Annotated in this window: 15 protein-coding genes; 7 read left to right on the top strand and 8 right to left on the bottom strand. The window is 36.1% G+C overall.

The window, feature by feature from the left end:
• Window positions 1-56: 56 nt before the first annotated feature.
• Window positions 57-2,465: a TonB-dependent receptor gene (locus tag R2Q77_RS16355; RefSeq protein WP_316804798.1), complete on the bottom strand. Its 2,409-nt coding sequence runs from the start codon at window positions 2,463-2,465 to the stop codon at window positions 57-59.
• A 211-nt stretch (window positions 2,466-2,676) separates the two neighbouring features.
• Here R2Q77_RS16355 and R2Q77_RS16350 point away from each other — a divergent pair, with 211 nt between their 5' ends.
• The 3 genes from R2Q77_RS16350 to R2Q77_RS16340 all read left to right on the top strand — a co-directional run bounded on the left by R2Q77_RS16350 (window position 2,677) and on the right by R2Q77_RS16340 (window position 4,185).
• The gene (locus tag R2Q77_RS16350) at window positions 2,677-3,096 is read left to right on the top strand and encodes a nucleoside-diphosphate kinase (RefSeq protein ID WP_131538607.1); all 420 of its coding nucleotides are present in this window, start codon (window positions 2,677-2,679) and stop codon (window positions 3,094-3,096) included.
• Window positions 3,097-3,214: 118 nt separating this feature from the next.
• Complete coding sequence (locus tag R2Q77_RS16345) at window positions 3,215-3,949, top strand: FKBP-type peptidyl-prolyl cis-trans isomerase (protein WP_316804797.1); 735 nt, start codon at window positions 3,215-3,217, stop codon at window positions 3,947-3,949.
• Between the two features lie 59 nt (window positions 3,950-4,008).
• Window positions 4,009-4,185 (top strand): hypothetical protein, encoded by a 177-nt coding sequence (locus R2Q77_RS16340; RefSeq protein WP_165585842.1) that lies wholly within the window; start codon window positions 4,009-4,011, stop codon window positions 4,183-4,185.
• Between the two features lie 61 nt (window positions 4,186-4,246).
• Here R2Q77_RS16340 and R2Q77_RS16335 read toward each other — a convergent pair whose 3' ends face one another.
• Together R2Q77_RS16335 and recF are read right to left on the bottom strand one after the other, a co-directional pair.
• Window positions 4,247-4,537, bottom strand: coding sequence for a DUF721 domain-containing protein (locus tag R2Q77_RS16335; protein WP_131538605.1), 291 nt, complete (start codon window positions 4,535-4,537; stop codon window positions 4,247-4,249).
• Window positions 4,530-5,633: a DNA replication/repair protein RecF gene (gene recF / locus R2Q77_RS16330; protein ID WP_316804796.1), complete on the bottom strand. Its 1,104-nt coding sequence runs from the start codon at window positions 5,631-5,633 to the stop codon at window positions 4,530-4,532. The genes R2Q77_RS16335 and recF overlap by 8 nt, the downstream gene beginning before the upstream one ends.
• A 118-nt stretch (window positions 5,634-5,751) precedes the next feature.
• On the opposite strand from recF, the gene R2Q77_RS16325 reads away from it, so the two are divergent.
• Both R2Q77_RS16325 and R2Q77_RS16320 read left to right on the top strand, forming a co-directional pair.
• Window positions 5,752-6,153, top strand: a complete 402-nt coding sequence (locus R2Q77_RS16325; protein ID WP_316804795.1) for a hypothetical protein — start codon at window positions 5,752-5,754, stop codon at window positions 6,151-6,153.
• A gap of 220 nt (window positions 6,154-6,373) precedes the next feature.
• Window positions 6,374-7,039 (top strand): tetratricopeptide repeat protein, encoded by a 666-nt coding sequence (locus tag R2Q77_RS16320; protein WP_316804794.1) that lies wholly within the window; start codon window positions 6,374-6,376, stop codon window positions 7,037-7,039.
• 104 nt (window positions 7,040-7,143) lie between these two features.
• Here R2Q77_RS16320 and pth read toward each other — a convergent pair whose 3' ends face one another.
• The 3 genes from pth to R2Q77_RS16305 all read right to left on the bottom strand — a co-directional run bounded on the left by pth (window position 7,144) and on the right by R2Q77_RS16305 (window position 9,506).
• The gene (gene pth / locus R2Q77_RS16315; protein WP_316804793.1) at window positions 7,144-7,704 is read right to left on the bottom strand and encodes an aminoacyl-tRNA hydrolase; all 561 of its coding nucleotides are present in this window, start codon (window positions 7,702-7,704) and stop codon (window positions 7,144-7,146) included.
• A gap of 188 nt (window positions 7,705-7,892) precedes the next feature.
• A complete protein-coding gene (locus R2Q77_RS16310; protein ID WP_316804792.1) occupies window positions 7,893-8,477 on the bottom strand; it encodes a 50S ribosomal protein L25/general stress protein Ctc in 585 nt (194 codons plus the stop codon).
• Between the two features lie 87 nt (window positions 8,478-8,564).
• On the bottom strand, window positions 8,565-9,506 hold the full coding sequence (locus R2Q77_RS16305) for a ribose-phosphate pyrophosphokinase (RefSeq protein WP_316804791.1): 942 nt from the start codon (window positions 9,504-9,506) through the stop codon (window positions 8,565-8,567).
• 366 nt (window positions 9,507-9,872) lie between these two features.
• Between R2Q77_RS16305 and R2Q77_RS16300 the strand changes: the two genes are divergently transcribed.
• Window positions 9,873-12,899 carry a DUF2723 domain-containing protein gene (locus R2Q77_RS16300; RefSeq protein WP_316804790.1) on the top strand — a complete coding sequence of 1,009 codons (3,027 nt, stop codon included), beginning with the start codon at window positions 9,873-9,875 and terminating at the stop codon, window positions 12,897-12,899.
• A 232-nt stretch (window positions 12,900-13,131) separates the two neighbouring features.
• Window positions 13,132-16,176, top strand: a complete 3,045-nt coding sequence (locus R2Q77_RS16295; RefSeq protein ID WP_316804789.1) for a DUF2723 domain-containing protein — start codon at window positions 13,132-13,134, stop codon at window positions 16,174-16,176.
• Between the two features lie 229 nt (window positions 16,177-16,405).
• On the opposite strand, the gene R2Q77_RS16290 is transcribed toward R2Q77_RS16295, so the two are convergent.
• Together R2Q77_RS16290 and R2Q77_RS16285 are read right to left on the bottom strand one after the other, a co-directional pair.
• Window positions 16,406-17,551, bottom strand: coding sequence for a TlpA disulfide reductase family protein (locus R2Q77_RS16290; protein WP_316804788.1), 1,146 nt, complete (start codon window positions 17,549-17,551; stop codon window positions 16,406-16,408).
• Window positions 17,552-18,141: 590 nt separating this feature from the next.
• On the bottom strand, window positions 18,142-19,104 hold the full coding sequence (locus tag R2Q77_RS16285) for an acetyl-CoA carboxylase carboxyltransferase subunit alpha (protein ID WP_316804787.1): 963 nt from the start codon (window positions 19,102-19,104) through the stop codon (window positions 18,142-18,144).
• Window positions 19,105-19,350 lie beyond the last annotated feature (246 nt).

Raw genomic sequence — 19,350 nt, 5'->3', positions numbered from 1 at the left:
AAAAAAACTGGCCATCCTGTTAATAGAATGGCCAGCTTTAAATATTTAGTTATGGATTAGAATTTATAGGCTAAGGTAGCCACCACCTGGCGTGGAGGTATTGGATTTACACTATAATTTTCGTGCACATAATAATTAAGCTCGTTGGTGATGTTAGAAAGTTTAGCTAAAATAGAAAGCTTTTTCCAGCCATAACCTGCTGAAAGATCAACTGTTGTAAATGCACCTAAAGGAATAATGCCCGACGATGAATTGTTTTTAGTTGTGTTTCTACCCCCGTTACGATCACCTACATAATAAGCAGATGCTCCAAATTTTAATCCTGAAGGGAAAGTATAAAACACGGATCCATTTGCCGTATTTTTAGTTGTACCCACCAAACGTTCGCCCTCAACAACGCCTGTAGTTGCTAAAGTACTGGTATAACGCATGTAGTTATAACTGTAGCCGGCAATAAAGTTTAAACCTTTAACAATTGTACCGGTTAAATCAATCTCTAAACCATCGCTTTCAGTACTCCCCGAAAACTCTCGCTTAGTAGCATCTGCAAGTGCCGTTTGTGCAAATTTATTGTTCTTAATTTTATAATAAGTTAGGTTAGCTGAAAGCCTTCCGCCCAAAAAGTCATTTTTAACCCCTGCTTCATATTGATCAATAATTGATGGATCCATTGGAGCGTTTGTTGCGATATCAATTCCTGCATTTGAAGTAAAGTTATTCGAATAACTTGCATAGATTGATGTTGTACTTATGGGCTGATAAATTAAACCTACTTTAGGTGAAAATGCTTTATCTACTTTATCTGCCACTGTACCTGCCGTGGTTACGCCCGTTACTACATTATTTACAGAAGTTGTTGGTGTTTTCTGAAAAGTCCACCTCACACCTGCCAAAACTTTAAATTGTGTGGTAAGTTCAATTAAATCCTGTACAAAACCACCCATTCTGTACACCACTGCATTAGTGTTGGTTAGCAGATTGGTTTCTGGCATTGTAAAATTAGTTGGGATATTAAATGATGAAGGATTAAGTAAATTTACCTGATCATAGTAACTTGATTTGGCCTTCGTTACCGGATCGGTATAGGTTAATGGATTAATTTTACCACTATAAGCACCAGTAATTACTTTAGATTGATCTGCATCGGCGCCAATGGCCAAAGTATGTTTAATTCCAAAAGTACTGAACAGGCCATTTAAGTTAACTTGTTGATTATAGGTGTACTCATTGGTTTTAGATCTGGTAAGTGCACGTCTTAAAATTCCATCAGCTGCTGCAAACGGACGCTCTGCAGCAAAATAATTTCTTGCATAACTTTGAAATGAAGCAATCACATTCAATTTCCAGTTGTCGTTAAATTTGTGGTTTAAATTTGCCTGTGCCGTTGTTGTACCGGTTTCATTATATGCCCAATTTGTATTTAAAAAAGCATTTCTTCCTAATGGGGAAACTTGATTTCCTAATGTTCCAATACCAAAATCCGGTGTAAAATCGCTTTTCAGATAATCGCCCTGAACCAATAGTTCGGTTTTTTCACTTATTTTATACAATACAGACGGATTGATATAAAATCTTTCAGACTTTACCTGATCCCGGAAACTGCCAGCATTCTCATAGGTTTCGATGGTACGAAAAGCAACTTTTTTAGATAATGGCGTGTATAAATCGATTGTTGCTTTATATAAATCGTAACTACCACCTCTTAAAGAAACTTCACCACCGGTTTCAAATTTTGGCTTTTTAGTAACCATATTTACAACTGCACCACCACTCACACCACCGTATAGTAACGCGGCACTTCCTTTTAATACTTCAACAGATTCTAAAGTACTGGCTTCAGGACTACCACCAATAGTGGTACGTGCACCGTTTTTAAATACATTGTTTGCTCCCAGGCTATAACCTCTTGCATAAAAATTTTCGCCTACCGAACCACGGTTAGCGCCTAAAGCTACACCGTTTACATTGCGCATTACATCGCCCAAACGATTAGCCTGCTGATCGGCAATTACCTGAGTTCCGATAATTTGTACAGATTGAGGTAAATCAATAGGTGCAATAGCCACTTTACCCAGGTTTACCGGTTTTTTATTGGGTGTTTTGTACCCATTAACAGCAACTTCATCCAATTGAGATGCCGACTCAGCGATTGAGAAATCTGCATTTACAGTTTTTCCTGCTGCAACCGACACTTTTTTCTCCTGAGTAGCTACGCCAACAGCGGAAATCTTGATTATATAACTACCATCAGTCAGGTTTTTAAAGGAAAAATTTCCTTCCTCATCTGTTTCTGCAGTCTTTCCGGTGTTCTTTAAGCCCACACTTATATAAGGCGCTGGCTTCCCATCACTGGTACTTACTTTCCCTGAAATTATAGCTGATTTGGTTTGTGCATTTGTACTTCCAATAGTCAGAATTACAAAGAGGCTTAACAAACTTAAAAATTGGGTAAATGTTTTATACATGCTTCTATTTAGATTGATTTTAAATTGCGCAAAGATAACAGAAGCTTTTAAAAACCAAAAGGTTATTTATAATTAATTTAAATAAAAATTAAAAACTCTTAAATTTCATACAAGTTGTTGATTAACAAGATATTTTAGACAGCTGTTTTAAGTAAAAATTTGTCTTTCGGTAATTAATTGTACTTTTGCAGAAAATTTGATATCAAACACGATGAGCACGAACAGAACTTTTACCATGATTAAGCCTGATGCAGTAGCAAATGGACATATCGGCGCAATTTTAAACGACATTACCAATGCGGGTTTCAAAATCATTGCATTAAAATATACTAAGCTTACTGAAGAAACTGCTGGTCAGTTTTATGCAGTACACGCTGAACGTCCTTTCTACAAAGATTTAGTAAGTTTTATGTCTTCAGGACCTATTGTTGCTGCAATTTTAGAAAAAGATAATGCAATTGAAGATTTCAGAAAATTAATCGGTGCTACTAATCCTGCTGAAGCTGCAGAAGGTACAATCCGTCAGAAATATGCAAAATCTATCGATGCAAATGCTGTTCACGGATCTGATTCAGATGAGAACGCAGAAATTGAAGGAAACTTTTTCTTCAAAGCTGATGAGCGTTTCTAAGCTGCAGTTAAAAAACCATATAAAACCTCGATTTTCGGGGTTTTATTGTTTTAAAAGAGTTTGTATCTTTCGATCGAATTAAACGCCTATAGTTGCAGGTTATAAAGCAACACACAATATGAAAAAAGCATTTTTAACAATATTTATTTCAGGTGCAGCAGTTGCATCTTTTGCACAAACCAAAACAGCGGCCAAGAAGCCTGTTGCAAAAAAAGCAATTACCACAACTAAATCAACAACAGTAACCACAATGAAATCGCCATTAGACTCTGTAAGCTATGCTTTCGGAACCTCTATAGGTGCAGGATTAAAAACAACAGGCCTAACTACTTTAAATTATGAAGTGCTGCTTAAAGGCTTAAAAGATGCTTTTACGGGTGGTAAAGTTTTATTGGATCAGCAACAAGCCCAACTGGCTATAAACGGAGCTTTGGCAAATGCGAATAAAGGAAAATTTGCAGGAAATATAACTGAAGGTAAAAATTTCTTAGAGCAAAATAAAAAGCGTTCGGGTGTACAAACCACAGCGAGTGGTTTACAGTATGAAGTTTTAACGGCGGGCACCGGTATTAAACCTAAAGCAACCGATTCTGTTTTAGTGCACTATAAAGGAACTTTATTAAGCGGAAAACAATTTGATAGTTCTTACGATAGAGGTGAACCCATTACTTTTACCCTTAACCAGGTTATTAAAGGCTGGACAGAAGGTGTACAATTAATGCCGGCAGGCTCTAAATACAAATTCTTTATTCCTTATAACCTGGCCTATGGAGAACGTGGTTACGGACAGGATATCCCTCCATACAGTACATTGGTTTTTGAAGTTGAATTACTGAAAGTAAACGGTAAATAATCATTTCTGAAAACTTTTCATATCTATGTTGTGTTAGCTTAATACAAAATTATTTAGATATGAAAAGAGCATTTCCATTAGTACTTATTGCATTTTTATGCAGCACATTAGGCAGTTGCCAAATGATAGAGGGAATATTTAAAGCGGGCGTTTGGTCTGGAATTATTATAGTAGTAGTTGTACTGGCTTTAATTATCTGGATCTTAGCTAAGATATTCGGAGGTGGTAAAAGCTAAAAATAGCTACACTTTAAAACATAACGTGGTGTAAGGTTTAAAGCCTTACACCCTAAAAAAGCTATAAGAAAACCATTTCGGTTATTACAATACTGCCCGCATGGTCATTCAGTTTCTGGATAATGCCCTGGCGCACCATTAACAATTCATTTTTAATTACAGAAGATTCAATCCTGATAAAAAGCTTTTTATCGTGGATATAAATCTGGGTAGTCCTGTTTGCAATTGCCGTCCCCATTATTTCGGGCCAGATGGCTAAAATAGAAGTTTCATCAAATTTACGGCGTAAACGATACACATCAAGCATTTTGCCAATGGCATCTTTTAAGGTTACATCATTAGGTTTACGCATGTTTTATAATTCCATTTTCTACTTCAAACAAAGTTACAGCAACTTCTATTTTTTTAAAAACTGATTTCACTCTTTCTATTCCCGTATCCGTAATAAAGATCTGACCAAAATCGTGATGAGAAACCATTTGCATCAACTTCTGCACGCGGTTATCATCAAGTTTATCAAAAATATCATCAAGTAAAAGCAAAGGTTTAAATCCTTTATTTTTGGCTAAATAGGCATATTGAGCTAATTTTAAAGCAATTAAAAAAGATTTCTGCTGTCCTTGGGAGCCAAATTTCTTTAAAGGCATACCGCTAATTACAAAAGCCAGTTCATCTTTATGAATACCTGTAGTAGTACGCTCCAGTACCCTATCCTTTTCAACTGATTTTTGGAGCAGTTGCCCAAAAGCGCTTTCATTAAGCTGCGATTGATAATTAAGTTCTACACTCTCCTTGTTATCGGTAATGTAAGTATAATATTGATCAAACAGTGGAATAAAGTCGTTCATAAATGCTTTACGCAGATGAAATATTTTATTTCCGGATCCAACCAGTTGCTCATCCAAAATCTCGAGCAAAGCCGGATCATATCTTTTTGTAATTGCGATTTGCTTGAGCAAAGCGTTTCTATTTTGCAGAACCTTATTGTAATGAATCAGCTGATCGAGATAATGCGAATCGGTTTGTGAAATTACATTGTCAATAAAACGCCTTCTTTCCTCACTCCCATCCATAATCAGGTTTACATCGTATGGAGAAACCATTACTACAGGAAATAAACCAATATGATCTGCCAGTTTATCGTATTCCTTTTTGTTGCGTTTAAATTGTTTTTTTTGGTTGCGTTTTACACCACAGCTGATTTTTTCATTTTTTTCACTTCGATCAAAATCGCCCTGAACCATAAAAAAATCTTCGGCAGTCTTTATTTGCTGGCCATCTATTGGATTAAAATAACTTTTACACAAGCATAAATAGTGAATTGCATCGAGCATATTGGTTTTACCCGAGCCATTATTGCCGGTAAAAACGTTTACAGTTTCCGAAAATTGGAGATCTGCATCCGCATAATTTTTAAAATTTAGAAGCGTAATATTTTTTAACCACATAAATATCCCGCAATTTACCGTTTTTTAGCCTCTAAATAATCAGACTACGGTTAAATACTTAAAATAAGGTTGCAGGAGCAAAGAAAAATTGTAGTTTTATATAAAGATTTATAAATAGATGGTTGCTCAAAAATTACTGGAAGGAAATGTCTTATGGTCTTACGATCATGAACTTAACGTTAAAACCAGCTGGATAAAAAAAATTGCAGGACTTTTTTCTTTTTTACCCCCGCTACACCACCATGAGGGTGATATTTTACTAACCAATCATAGCCTTTCTATAACCGGAGATGAAGATTTGGTTTTACCCTTACGCGATATTGAAGAAGTATTTATTGGGTTTGACGATTTGTTTCCGGCATCTTCTGTTAAAAATTTCGGAGCATTTTGGCAACCCATCAGGATTAAGGCTTCGCCGGGTATGGCTGATGTATTAACCATTTATATGATGATAAACTACAACGGTATATTTACCGCAAATAAAGACTGGTTTAATACACTGATCAGATTATTGCGTTAAACATTTTACATTATCAATGTTAAACCTGCCGCAATCATTTTTCTGGCGAATTGCCTTTGTATAAAGATAAAAACGCCTTATTATCAAGCTTTCTGTAAATATTAAAAAAAATTCAGCCTTATTTAGCGGATATCGGTGATTTTTAATTAAATACTTCAAAATAAAGGTTGATACTTTGACTGAAAAATGTATTTTTGCAATCTCAATTTTTTAAACAAACATGTCTACAACAGATAATCAGACAACTCAACCTATTAGAAAAGGTTCTTTTTTACAGGAAAACAATAAAAGCTTACTATTTATAGCAGGAGCTGTAGTTTTATTAATCGGTGTTTATTTTTGGTATCAAAATGTATACTTAAAAAACCGTGCTGAAGAAGCTGCAAGCAAAATGTTTAGAGCAGAACAGTATGTAGGTGTTGATTCTTTATCGACCAAAGCTTTAAAAGGCGAAGGCGGTTACCCGGGATTAGAAAAAATTGCTGAAGAGTATGACAATACTAAATCGGCTAACCTTGCTAATTTATATTTAGGTGGTATCTACCTACGTAAAGGCGAATATAAACAAGCGATTGAATCGTTAAGCAAATACAGCGCTACCGGAAGCCCGGTTGCTGATCCATTAGCTTTAGGCTTATTAGGTGATGCTTACAGCGAGTTGAAAGACTATAAACAAGCTGTTACTTACTATAAAAAAGCAGCAGATAAAGCCAGTAAATTTACTTCACCTATGTTTTTGAAAAAATTAGGCTTGGTGAACGAAAACTTAAAAGACTTTAAAGGTGCTGTTGATGCCTACACTAAAATCAAAACGCAATACCCTGAGAGCCAGGAAGCACAATTAGTTGATGCTTACATTGCAAGAGCACAGGAACAAATTAAATAAGTATTAAAAATTATATTTGAGAAAAGACCATCGAAAGATGGTCTTTTTTTGTTTATCACCAATCGTTATTGCGAGTTGAATTAACAGGAATCGTCATTTAATGCTTATTTATTAAATGCTGTCATCGTATGGGCAGGACCTATCGTTACAAAGCTTTTAATCAGCTCTACACTTTTATCAATTAATGCAGGAAGCTCCAGCTGTTCCTCTTTATCAAATAAACCCAAAACAAAATCTACCTGACGTCCTTTTGGATAGTCACTGCCAATTCCAAAACGCAAACGCGCATAGTTTTGCCCACCACATACCTCTTCTATACTTTTAAGGCCGTTATGCCCTGCGCTGCTTCCTTGTAGCTTTAAACGGAGTTTTCCTAAAGGCAAAGCGAGGTCATCAACGATCACCAGCACATTTTCGGGCGCAATTTTTAGTTCTTTCATCCAATAGTTAACTGCTTTTCCACTCAAATTCATAAAAGTGGTTGGCTTTATTACATGCAGTTTTTTACCTTTAAAACCCACTTCCGAATAATAAGCTAATCTGATATTTTCAAAACTGCCACCCAAACCTTTAACCAGTTCATCGGCAATATCAAAACCAATATTGTGCCTCGTATGTGCATAATCAGGTCCAATATTTCCTAAGCCAACTATAAGATATTTCATTGCGCAAAGGTAAAATGTTTAAGGTAAAATGGAAAATATTTTGGCGATGATTGAAAACCAGAATACGCTTTCAAGGTTACAGGATTTGAAAGCTGGATACCATATAAAAAGATAAATCTTAATACAAAAAAAAGCGGTAAAGAATTGCTTCTCTACCGCTTTAATTTCTAATCAGTGAAAATCACCAATTATTTTTTACCTTTTGCAGCTTCAGTTTCTGCTTGTTTCAATGCTCTTGACATTGCAACAGATACGATTGTATCTTCAGGAGTGTTCGTAATTACGTATTTCGTTCCTTTTAAGTCACGAACACGGAATAAACTACCTACTTCTAATTTTTCTAAACTTACTTCAACGTTTTGTGGCATGTCAGCTGGTAAAGCTTTAACACGTAACTTACGTAATTTCTGGATTAACTTACCCCCCATTTTAACACCTGGAGAAGTTCCTGTTAATTTTACAGGGATTTCCATTACGATTTCTTTGTCATCAAATAACTGAAGAAAATCGATGTGCATTAAAACGTCAGTTAAAGGGTGAAACTGAGTATCTTTAACGATAGCTTTAGTTTTAACACCATTAACATTTACTTCTACAAAGTTTACATCCGGAGTGTAAATTACATCTCTTAAGTCTGCGATAACAACAGCTAAATGTTGTTGTGATTGACCACCATACAATACCGCAGGAACTTTACCTTCGTAACGAAGCTCTTTGGCATCGCGTTTCCCTACGTTCTCTCTTGGAGAACCGCTAATTGCGATTGTTTTCATTTTATATTTATTTATTTATTAATACTTAAGTACTCAACACCGGATATGAAGGCTTTTGCCTTTACCCTGAACCTTATACTTTTTTTATTACACTCTAAAAAGATCACTGATTGATCCATGTTCATTTACATTGGCAATTGCCCTTGCAAATAAGCTGGCTGTACTCAGCACCTTAATTTTCGGACTTTCCGTTTTTAATGGAATGGTATCCGTAACTATTAATTCTGTCAAAACAGAATTTTCTACCGTTTCTACTGCTTTACCTGATAAAACTGCATGCGTACATACTGCTCTAACACTTGCAGCACCGTTTTCCATAATTAAAGCCGCAGCTTTTGATAATGTTCCGGCAGTATCGCAAATATCATCAATTAAAACCACATCTTGCCCGGTTACATCTCCAATAATCGACATTGATTCGATTTCATTGGCACGTTTACGGCGTTTATCACAGATAATAACCTCTGCATTAAAAAACTTAGCAAAGGTACGGGCCCTGTATGAACCGCCCATATCAGGCGATGCAATTGTTAAGTTTGGTAAATTCAGGCTTTTAATATAAGGTACAAAAATAACCGATCCATCTAAGTGATCCACCGGAATATCAAAGAAACCCTGTATTTGTGCCGCGTGCAAATCCATTGTCATAATGCGGTGTATACCAGCACTCTTTAATAAATTGGCAACTAATTTTGCGCCTATTGCTACACGTGGTTTATCTTTTCTATCCTGACGGGCTAAACCATAATAAGGAACAACTGCTGTAATATAATGTGCTGAAGCTCTTTTAGCCGCATCAACCATTAAAAGTAATTCCATCAAATTATCACTTGGCTGGCAAGTGGATTGAATTAGAAAAACATCGCTACCCCGGATAGATTCATCAAAAGAAGGTTGAAATTCACCATCACTAAACTTATGAATGGTTACACTACCGAGCGGCTTGCCGTAACTTTCGGCAATTTTAAGTGATAATCCCCTGGAACCTGTTCCGGAAAAAAGTTTTACCGGGTTAAACTGCAATGGCATGGTCCGTGTAGTTTACGGTTAAAAAAAAATCGGATCATGCTAATAAACACGATCCGATGTTAAAATTGTTGTCCGACCTGGATTCGAACCAAGACAAACAGTACCAAAAACTGTCGTACTACCCTTATACTATCGGACAAAAAGTAAATCTTGAGTTACCTCTCGATTGGGAATGCAAATGTAGGAAGCTTATTTTAATTATGCAAGAGTGTTTTTAAAATATTTTTTATTTTTTTTCTTGCTGTTTCCTACTGCGATGCAAAGATAAAAAAATCATCATAATCCATGCAACATTTTGATTTTTTATGTGACTTTTTAAGTCAGAAATCTATAAAACATTTAATATCAATAACTAAACTTTAACGAATGAACTACTCAAAGATTAACACCATTACAGGCTGGCTCTGTTTTTTGATTGCCATGCTAACCTACATCCTAACTTTAGACCAATCGGTAAGCTTTTGGGATTGCGGAGAATTTATTGCAACAGCTTTTAGAATGGAAGTTGTACATCAGCCTGGCGCACCTTTGGTTTCCATGATTCAACGTTTATTTTCGGCATTGGCCATGGGCGATCATTCAAAAGTGGCCTACTTTATGAACATTGCTTCTGCCTTAGCCAGTGCAACAACCATCTTATTTTTATTTTGGACGATTACGGCTTTGGCTAAAAAAACCATCGTTAAGGCAAATGAAGAAATCACCACATCGCAAATCATCAGCATTATCGGTTCGGGCTTAGTTGGTGCATTGGCCTATGCATTTTCGGATAGCTTCTGGTTTTCAGCAGTTGAGGCCGAAGTTTATGCAATGTCTTCACTCTGTACAGCTGTGGTATTTTGGGGCATATTAAAATGGGAGTCGCAGGCAAACGAAAAAGGATCAGATCGCTGGTTGCTTTTTGTCGCTTATATGATCGGCCTTTCTATTGGTGTCCATTTGTTAAACCTATTAACCATTCCTGCTGTAATATTTGTGTACTACTTTAAAAAAACAGCATCCCCTACCTGGCAAGGCACTTTAAAAGTGTTTTTCATTTCGATATTGGCTTTGGCTTTTGTTCAGTTTGGCATCATCCAGTATATGGTTTCATTTGCGGCAAGTTTTGATTTATTCTTTGTAAATACTTTAGGTCTGGGTTTCGGTACAGGAATTTTATTTTTTGCATTATTGCTGATTGGAGGCCTGGCTTATGGTATTCGTTATTCAATTTTAAAACATAAACGGGCTTTAAATCTGATTTTATTATTTACCGTGTTGTTAATTTTTGGCTACAGCTCTTTTGCTGCACTTATAATCAGGGCGCATGGAAAACCAAACCTAAACAATACCGATCCTGAAAATGCCTTTTCTTTCCTGAGTTATGTTAACCGTGCCCAGTATGGCGACAGACCTTTACTTTATGGTGAAAACTACAATTCAGATAAAATAGATATAAAGGAAACGGGAAAATTATACAGGAAGGGTGATCAGAAATATGAATCAGCAGGTACGAAATCGGATTATGTTTTTGACCAGAAAACGTTAATTCCAAGAATGTACAGTGACAAAGCGGAGCATATTAAATTTTATAAAAACTGGATGGGTTTTGATGATGCCCATAAGCCAACCATGATGGATAACCTAAAATATATGTCTTCTTTCCAGGTTGGACAAATGTATATGCGGTATTTTATGTGGAATTTTGTTGGTCGCCAGGACAATCAGGATGGGCAGCATGGTGGAAATGGTGGTGCATGGTTAAGTGGGATAAAACCAATAGATGCCATTCGTTTGGGCGACCAACAAAATCTCCCTCCTTCGATTGTAGACAATAAAGCCTACAACAGATTTTTCTTCCTTCCATTAATAATCGGCTTAATCGGTGCGTTATGGCATTTTAAACGCAACCAAAAAGATGCTGGTATTATTGGGTTGCTATTTGTATTTACTGGTGTAGCCATTGTAATTTATCTAAATTCAGTACCTATAGAACCTCGTGAACGTGATTATGCCTATGTAGGTTCGTTTTATGCCTTTGCCATTTGGATTGGATTAGGTGTGCTGGGCCTAAAAGAATGGGTTTTTAAAAAGTTTACACCCGCCAGGGCTGGAATTTTTGCTTCTGTTGTAGCTTTATTCGCTGCCCCAATTATTATGGCTGGCCAGGGCTGGGATGACCACAACCGCTCAGACAGTCACCTTGCTAAAGACATTTCGGCGAGCTATTTAAAATCCTGTGCGCCAAACGCCATTCTGTTTACTTATGGCGACAATGATACTTTCCCGCTATGGTATGCTCAGGAAGTTGAAAAAATTCGTCCTGATGTAAGAATTGTTAACCTGAGTTTATTTACGGCCGATTGGTATATAGATGGTATGAAAAGGAAGCAAAACGAATCTGCACCCTTACCTATTTCGATGAAACCCGAACAATATGTGGCAGGAACAAGAGATGTAATGTATTACCAGGATTTTAAAATTGCCCAGCACATCGAACTTAAAGAAATTATGAATGTGCTTTTGTCTGATCAGGATGAAGATAAATTAAGTTTAAGAGACGGCTCTAAAACCAATATATTGCCCACCAAAAACCTAAAAATTACCATCAATGCCAAGGATGTTTTAGATACCGGAACGGTGCCGAGAGAGGAAGCCGGAAAAATTGCAGACAGAATGGAATGGACCTATGATTCTGATTACGTAACAAAAGGTACTTTGGCTCTTTTCGACATTCTAACGCATAACGACTGGAAAAGGCCCATATATTTTACCGGTGCCATGCCTGATGATCAGTATGTTGGCTTAAAAAAATACCTGTATTCAGAAGGGTTAAATTTAAGGTTATTACCCCTAAAACCTGATACAAGCGGAAAACAAGTTTACGAACAGGTTAATATTAAACCACTGTATAATAACGTAATGAATGTTTACAAATGGGGAAATATTAAAAATGCAAACCATTTAGACAGACAATCGGCAGATGATGTACCGATGTTTTCAAACATTTTCAACAGCCTGTTAAATGGATTGATTACTGAAGGAAAAATTGAAGAAAGCAAAAAAGTAGTTGATCTGTACTATGCGGTGATCCCTTCTAAATTTCACAGTATGCTGCAGGTTCAGGGAACTTTTTTCTTTACAGAAAACTTATACCGCTTAAACGAGGTACAACGCGCCAATGCAATGATTAACAGAACCGCCGATTTTGTGGATAAAGAACTGGGCCACATTGCTGATGTTTCCATCAGTAAAAACCAATTAGATTCGGAAAGGAAGGTTCAATTTTACATGGCTTATTTAGGGCAAATGGTGAAACTTACTGATGCTTTTAAACAACAGGAACTTAGCCAGAAATTAGAAAAACAATATACAGCACTACTATCACGCTTTTCGCCCTTTATTGGCGGTTAAAATTTAGCTGCATCCTCAAACCCATAAGAACATTTTTAACCGTTCTTATGGGTTTTGCTGTTAAAGTGTTTTTTTAATGAAGCAAAACCTTGTATTATCCTCCTGTTTAGGGTGTGCGAGGTTAAAAATTGTTAAAACAATCGAAGAAATTACTTATTTTATCGACTTTAATAGTTAATTTCGGCAGCATTTTTATGCCAAAAACAATTTTAATTATCATTATCAAAAACCAATGAATTATTCAAAAGTTAATAATATAGTAGGCTGGATCTGCTTTTTAATTGCGACAATAACTTATGTTTTAACCTTAGAGCCCTCTGCCAGTTTCTGGGATTGCGGTGAGTTTATCGCATCAGCATTTAAAATGCAGGTTGTTCACCAACCAGGTGCTCCATTATTTTTAATGATCCAGCGCTTTTTCTCTATTTTTGCTTTTGGCGAAACAACCAAAATAGCTTACTGGATGAATATTGGTTCGGCTGTTTCCAGTGGTGCAACCATCCTCTTTTTATTCTGGACCATTACAGCTTTAGCTAAGAAAACCATAATTAAAGCCGGCGATGAATTAACCACCAGCAAATTAATCAGCATTATGGGTGCCGGTGCAGTTGGTGCTTTAGCCTATACTTTTTCTGATAGTTTTTGGTTTTCAGCTGTAGAATCTGAAGTATACGCACAATCATCTTTATTTACGGCAATCGTTTTCTGGGGTATTTTAAAATGGGAAGCGCACGCCGATGAACCTAAGGGAGACCGCTGGTTACTATTCATTGCTTATGTAATGGGTTTATCAATAGGTGTTCACTTATTAAACTTATTAACCATACCTGCTATGGCATTTGTTTACTATTTCAAAAGAACTGATAAAGCAACTACAGCTGGTATTTTTAAAACACTAATTGTTGGAATCCTTATTTTGGCAGTTGTTCAATATGGTATTATTCAATACCTGGTTTCATTCGGTGCCTATTTCGATCTTTTCTTTGTAAATACACTGGGCTTGGGTTTTGGTACAGGTGTACTGTTCTTTGCCGTTGTGCTTATTAGCTTGTTTGTTTGGGGTATTCGTTACTCTATTACGCACCAAAAGAAACTATTAAACTTGGGTTTAATTTCTACTGTTTTAATCATTTTCGGTTATGCATCATTTGCCATGATTGTAATCAGGGCTAAAGCAGAACCAAACTTAAATAACAGTGCTCCTAAAGATGCTTTTTCTTTCTTAAGCTACTTAAACCGTGAGCAGTATGGCGACCGTCCTTTAGGTTATGGGCCAAACTATAATTCGGAAAGAATTGGTGTAACAGAGGGAAAAACGATCTGGAGAAAAGGCGACACTAAATACGAGGTTGCCGGCAAAAAAAGTGAATACGAATACAGCAACAATACTTTATTGCCCCGTATGTATAGCGATGATGCCCGTCATGCTTCTTTTTATAAGGAGTGGATGCACATGGATGACAGCAAAAAGCCAAATGTTGTAGATAATGCAGGCTTTTTATTCAGTTACCAAATTGGTTATATGTACATGCGCTACTTTATGTGGAACTTTGCTGGTCGCCAAAATGATGAGCAAGGACAGGGAAGCGGGTTTGAAGGCGAATGGTTAAGTGGTATTAAACCAATTGATGCCATACGCCTGGGCGATCAGAGCCACCTACCGCCATCAACTGTAGATAATAATGCTTATAACCGCTTTTTCTTTTTACCATTAATTTTAGGTTTATTAGGTGCAATATGGCATTTCAAACGCAACCAGAAAGATGCTGGTGTGGTAGCCTTACTCTTCTTTTTTACAGGTATCGCCATTGTTTTATACCTCAACCAAAAGCCATTGGAGCCTCGTGAAAGGGATTATGCGTATGTAGGATCGTTTTATGCCTTTGCCATCTGGATTGGACTCGGGGTGTTGGCCTTAAAAGAATGGCTATTTAAAAAATTAACGCCTACCAATGGTGCAATTGGTGCTACCGTTATTGGTTTATTGGCTGCACCAACCATTATGGCTGAGCAAGGATGGGATGACCACGACCGTTCTACTAAATTAGTAGCACACGATATTGCCTTGGATTATCTGCAATCTTGTGCGCCAAATGCCATTCTATTTACTTATGGAGATAACGATACATATCCACTTTGGTATATTCAGGAAGTTGAAAATGTGCGCCCTGATGTACGTATTGTTAATTTAAGTTTATTTGATACAGATTGGTACATCAATGGTTTAAGACAAAAACAAAACGAATCAGAGCCATTGCCAATTACCATGAAACCTGCTCAGTATGTTCAGGGAGAAAGAGATGTAATGCCTTTTGATGATTATAAAATTGCGGGTAGCATTGAATTAAAAAATGTAGTGGATTTATTATTATCAGATAATGCAGATGATAAAGTAGCTATGCAGGATGGCACAAAATCTAACTTCTTACCTACTAAAAATCTAAAAATCACAATAGATCCTCAACAAGTAATCAACACCGGTACTGTTTCTGCTGCTGATGCGGGGAAAATTGCACCAGAAATGGATTGGAAATTTAACAAGGGATACGTAACTAAAGGTACACTCGCCATGTTTGATATCCTTGCGCATAACAACTGGAAAAGGCCAATCTATTTTGCTTCAACAGTTCCCTCAGAGCAATATAATGGTTTAGATAAATATTTATACAGTGAAGGTTTAGCCTTACGCTTATTACCTTTAAAAGCGGATACAACTTCTAACAAAGAAGAAAGAGAAGAGCAATTAAACACGCCTGTTCTTTACAACAACGTAATGACTAAATTTAAATGGGGCAATATGAAAACGGCTACTTATTTAGATCCGCAGTCATCTGATGATACGTTTATCTTTACTAACCTTTTCACCAGTTTAAGTGGCAGCTTGATTAAAGATGGTAAAACGGCTGAAGCTAAAAAGGTAATTGACAAGTACTACGAAGTAATGCCTGATAAGTTTTTCGGGATTCGTACAGTAGTAGTTAAATTCTACCTTGCTGAAAACCTGTATAAGTTAGGCGAAGTTGCAAAAGCCAATGATATTATGACCAAATCGGGCGATTATATCAATAAGGAGCTAACCTACCTGGCTGATATCTCTCAATCGAAAGGCACCCTTACAGGCTCACAAAATGTACAAACCGGATTATATTACTTAGATAGAATGATTAGAACAAGTAAAGCAGCCGGACAAACTAAAGTGAGTTCGCAGCTGGAGAAAATATTTGCTGGTTTAGAAAGCAGGCTATCTGTTTATTATCCTCAACAGCCACAGCAATAAAAAATTCTTAAATGGAATTGAAAAAGCTTTGCATTAATTTGCAAAGCTTTTTTTTTTAACCAAACCCAATTGATTAAACCCCTGTAACTGAAAGTTTATAAGGTTGGCTAAAGAGAGAAACAAATTCTACCCTTTAAAAGCGGTCATGAAGAAACATTAAAAAATTTTAAACAACAAATATTCAATACATAGAGATTGCTTCGTGCCTCTCAATGACGCAAGAATTTTATTACCTATTTAAAATTTGTCTAATCGTATCCAAATCAAAAATGTTCCTGGCAATTATTTTCCCATCTGAGTTTATAAGAATATTGGCTGGAATTGCATTTATTTTATAATTTTTTGGCGTATCGGAAGAATGTCCTTTACCATCAGAAATGTTTAACCAAGAGTAATTGTCATACAGGCTGGCTTTTTTCCATTCGCCAGCGTCATCATCCAGCGAAACCAGAATGATATTAAAATCCTTTGATTTGTTTTGATAATAAAATGAATATAGCTTCTTTAGTGATTCCCTGCAAGGAGCGCACCAGCTTGCCCAAAACTCTATTATTGTTACTTTACTATAATTTTGTTTGAAATAATGTTGATTTAGCAATATGGTACGACCCGCTAATGTATTTCCTTCAATTGGAATTAAGTCTTCTTCAATTAGCTTCAGTTTTTCTTCCGTCTTGCCACCACGCAGGGCTATATCCATATTTTCTTTAAGGGCAATACCATAATTGCTTTTTTTGATGTCATTAGAAAAGTTTTCATAGATTTTCTGCTCTTCCAGATCAAAATTATTGTTTTTGATTAGTATATAGGGCGATATGATATTGTCTGGATTTTCAAAAGCTATTTTTTTACTGAAATTCCGTAAATCGTTGTTAAAATTGTTCGTTATTCTTAATACACTATCTGCCGAGTATACATTCTTCGCAACTATAAATTCTTTATGCAAAGAAAGCCTTTGGTCTTGTTGTTTATACAAACTGTCCAGTCCATTAAAAAAAAATCTCAATAGGTGATCTGATTTAGAATTGCTTACAATATCAAATTTTTTATTGTCCACATTATAGGTTATTTGATAGGTAGCCCCCGGTTCAACCGCTATCTTATATGAAGCATACCTGGTGCCAATATCCAGGCCCAACATGGCTATATAGGCGGTATTTATCGTATCTTTAAGTGTAGCTTTTTTATTATGAACCTCAGCAGTATAAATATGTTTAGCACCTGAAAGAGCGTCTTTATTATAGGTTGTTAAATTACAAAGACTGTTATCAGCGATTTTATTCTCAGGGTCTATAAATTTTAGATTAAGTTCAAAATTTTGGGCAAAAAGAATCTTGGGAATAAAAACGGAAAAGAGAATGATTATGAATTTCATTTTTTCGGGTTTAAATTTTTGACTCATAATCACTACAAGCCACAATTAATCAATCAAACATTAACGCCTGCAATCTACAAAAGCACAGCTTTGGTCATTATCGCAAAACACTTCGGCAAATTGATGTGCAAAAGCAAATCCGCTACCGGCGGGAACGGTTACCCCTCCGGATTTGAAATTAAGTTTTTCATTATTCAATAATTGTTTAAGTTTTGCCTCCTTTTAACGCAAGGATAACTTAGCGACGCCAGTAAAAGCGCTGGTGTGTGTATTGTTCTTATGTGTTTGCAACGACACCTACAAAAAACAGTCAATCTGAAAATATTAAGCGGGATGTAAAACTTATGCCTTGAGGATGCATCTAATCACCAGTGTGTTAAATATTTGACAACATAAATTAAGAGATATAAAAGGATAAAAGCAAATAATTTCATGCTTATTTTACCTGCTCATTGCTCAACAAAAAGCATTCTAAGCAGTAATATATTCTGATTGATTACGGTTAAAAAAAGACTATAAACGAAAAAATCCTCCAGGTTTTAACCTAAAGGATTTAATACTTTTAAATAAAATTTTCGCTTTATTTATTTTTATTCATTTACAACACCCATTGCGCAAAATTTATCAATTCTTTGCTCAATCAGTTTGTCTGTTTTTATTTTACCTAATGATTTTAAATCACCAATAATTTGCTCTTTTAAAGTTGCCCCCATTAATTCAGGGTTTTGATGTGCGCCACCAAGTGGTTCTCTTATGATGCCATCGATTAGCTTATTTCCAAACATATCATCGGAAGTTAACTTTAGGCATTCGGCAGCTTTTTCTTTAAAATCCCAGCTTCTCCACAAAATCGAGGAACAAGATTCAGGAGAAATTACTGAATACCAGGTATGCTCAAGCATATATACTTTATCACCAATACCAATGCCTAAAGCACCACCAGAAGCACCTTCACCAATAATAATACAGATAATCGGAACCCTTAATACCGACATTTCCAGTAAGTTTCTGGCAATGGCCTCTCCCTGTCCGCGTTCTTCTGCTTCCAAACCAGGATAAGCACCCATTGTATCGATAAAAGAAACTACAGGTTTGTTAAATTTCTCTGCTAAACGCATTAAACGTAAAGCTTTGCGGTAGCCTTCAGGATTAGCCATACCAAAATTACGGTACTGACGCTCTTTGGTATTTTTACCTTTCTGATGGCCAATAACCATTACGGTTTGACCATTAATGGTAGCAAAACCACCTATAATTGCTTTATCATCTTTTACGGTTCTATCACCGTGCAATTCAATAAAGTCATCGCAAATCATGTTGATGTAATCAAGCGTTTGCGGTCTGTCGGGGTGGCGGCTCATCTGAACCTTATTCCAACCCGTTAGGTTATTATATAGATTTTTAGTGGTTTCATCTAATTTACCATCAAGTTCCTCTAAAGTGGCAGACATATCTACCTTGGTTTTTTCGGCAACTTGCTTAACCTTTTCTATCTGCTGAACTAAATCGGCAATAGGCTTTTCAAAATCGAATGACGTTTTTATTTCCTGCATAATTGGGTCACAAAAATAAGTAATTATTTTTAGTTTGAGCTAACAGTTTTTTTATTCAGATTTTTAATGGAGAATAGCGCCAAAATCCTAAACTAAACCGAGCTGATTTTAGAAAGCAATTACAAAGGTTTTGTTTTGAACCTGCTAATTTTAAAGCTTTAACTACAGTCATTTATGTGTTGAGTTTTAAACAAAGCACCGGCTTTAAGCTTATTTTGTATAATTTAGCAATTTCACATTGCCTTT

It is taken from the genome of Pedobacter nototheniae, from assembly GCF_032678625.1.
Taxonomy (GTDB): domain Bacteria; phylum Bacteroidota; class Bacteroidia; order Sphingobacteriales; family Sphingobacteriaceae; genus Pedobacter; species Pedobacter nototheniae_A.
This window is presented reverse-complemented; position numbering and strand designations above follow the sequence as displayed.

What these genes read in the sequence shown, in the direction of transcription:
- R2Q77_RS16355 (WP_316804798.1), bottom strand. Translation starts at nt 2,465, where the DNA reads ATGTATAAAACATTTACCCAATTTTTAAGTTTGTTAAGCCTCTTTGTA.
- R2Q77_RS16350 (WP_131538607.1), top strand. Translation starts at nt 2,677, where the DNA reads ATGAGCACGAACAGAACTTTTACCATGATTAAGCCTGATGCAGTAGCA.
- R2Q77_RS16345 (WP_316804797.1), top strand. Translation starts at nt 3,215, where the DNA reads ATGAAAAAAGCATTTTTAACAATATTTATTTCAGGTGCAGCAGTTGCA.
- R2Q77_RS16340 (WP_165585842.1), top strand. Translation starts at nt 4,009, where the DNA reads ATGAAAAGAGCATTTCCATTAGTACTTATTGCATTTTTATGCAGCACA.
- R2Q77_RS16335 (WP_131538605.1), bottom strand. Translation starts at nt 4,537, where the DNA reads ATGCGTAAACCTAATGATGTAACCTTAAAAGATGCCATTGGCAAAATG.
- recF (WP_316804796.1), bottom strand. Translation starts at nt 5,633, where the DNA reads ATGTGGTTAAAAAATATTACGCTTCTAAATTTTAAAAATTATGCGGAT.
- R2Q77_RS16325 (WP_316804795.1), top strand. Translation starts at nt 5,752, where the DNA reads ATGGTTGCTCAAAAATTACTGGAAGGAAATGTCTTATGGTCTTACGAT.
- R2Q77_RS16320 (WP_316804794.1), top strand. Translation starts at nt 6,374, where the DNA reads ATGTCTACAACAGATAATCAGACAACTCAACCTATTAGAAAAGGTTCT.
- pth (WP_316804793.1), bottom strand. Translation starts at nt 7,704, where the DNA reads ATGAAATATCTTATAGTTGGCTTAGGAAATATTGGACCTGATTATGCA.
- R2Q77_RS16310 (WP_316804792.1), bottom strand. Translation starts at nt 8,477, where the DNA reads ATGAAAACAATCGCAATTAGCGGTTCTCCAAGAGAGAACGTAGGGAAA.
- R2Q77_RS16305 (WP_316804791.1), bottom strand. Translation starts at nt 9,506, where the DNA reads ATGCCATTGCAGTTTAACCCGGTAAAACTTTTTTCCGGAACAGGTTCC.
- R2Q77_RS16300 (WP_316804790.1), top strand. Translation starts at nt 9,873, where the DNA reads ATGAACTACTCAAAGATTAACACCATTACAGGCTGGCTCTGTTTTTTG.
- R2Q77_RS16295 (WP_316804789.1), top strand. Translation starts at nt 13,132, where the DNA reads ATGAATTATTCAAAAGTTAATAATATAGTAGGCTGGATCTGCTTTTTA.
- R2Q77_RS16290 (WP_316804788.1), bottom strand. Translation starts at nt 17,551, where the DNA reads ATGAAATTCATAATCATTCTCTTTTCCGTTTTTATTCCCAAGATTCTT.
- R2Q77_RS16285 (WP_316804787.1), bottom strand. Translation starts at nt 19,104, where the DNA reads ATGCAGGAAATAAAAACGTCATTCGATTTTGAAAAGCCTATTGCCGAT.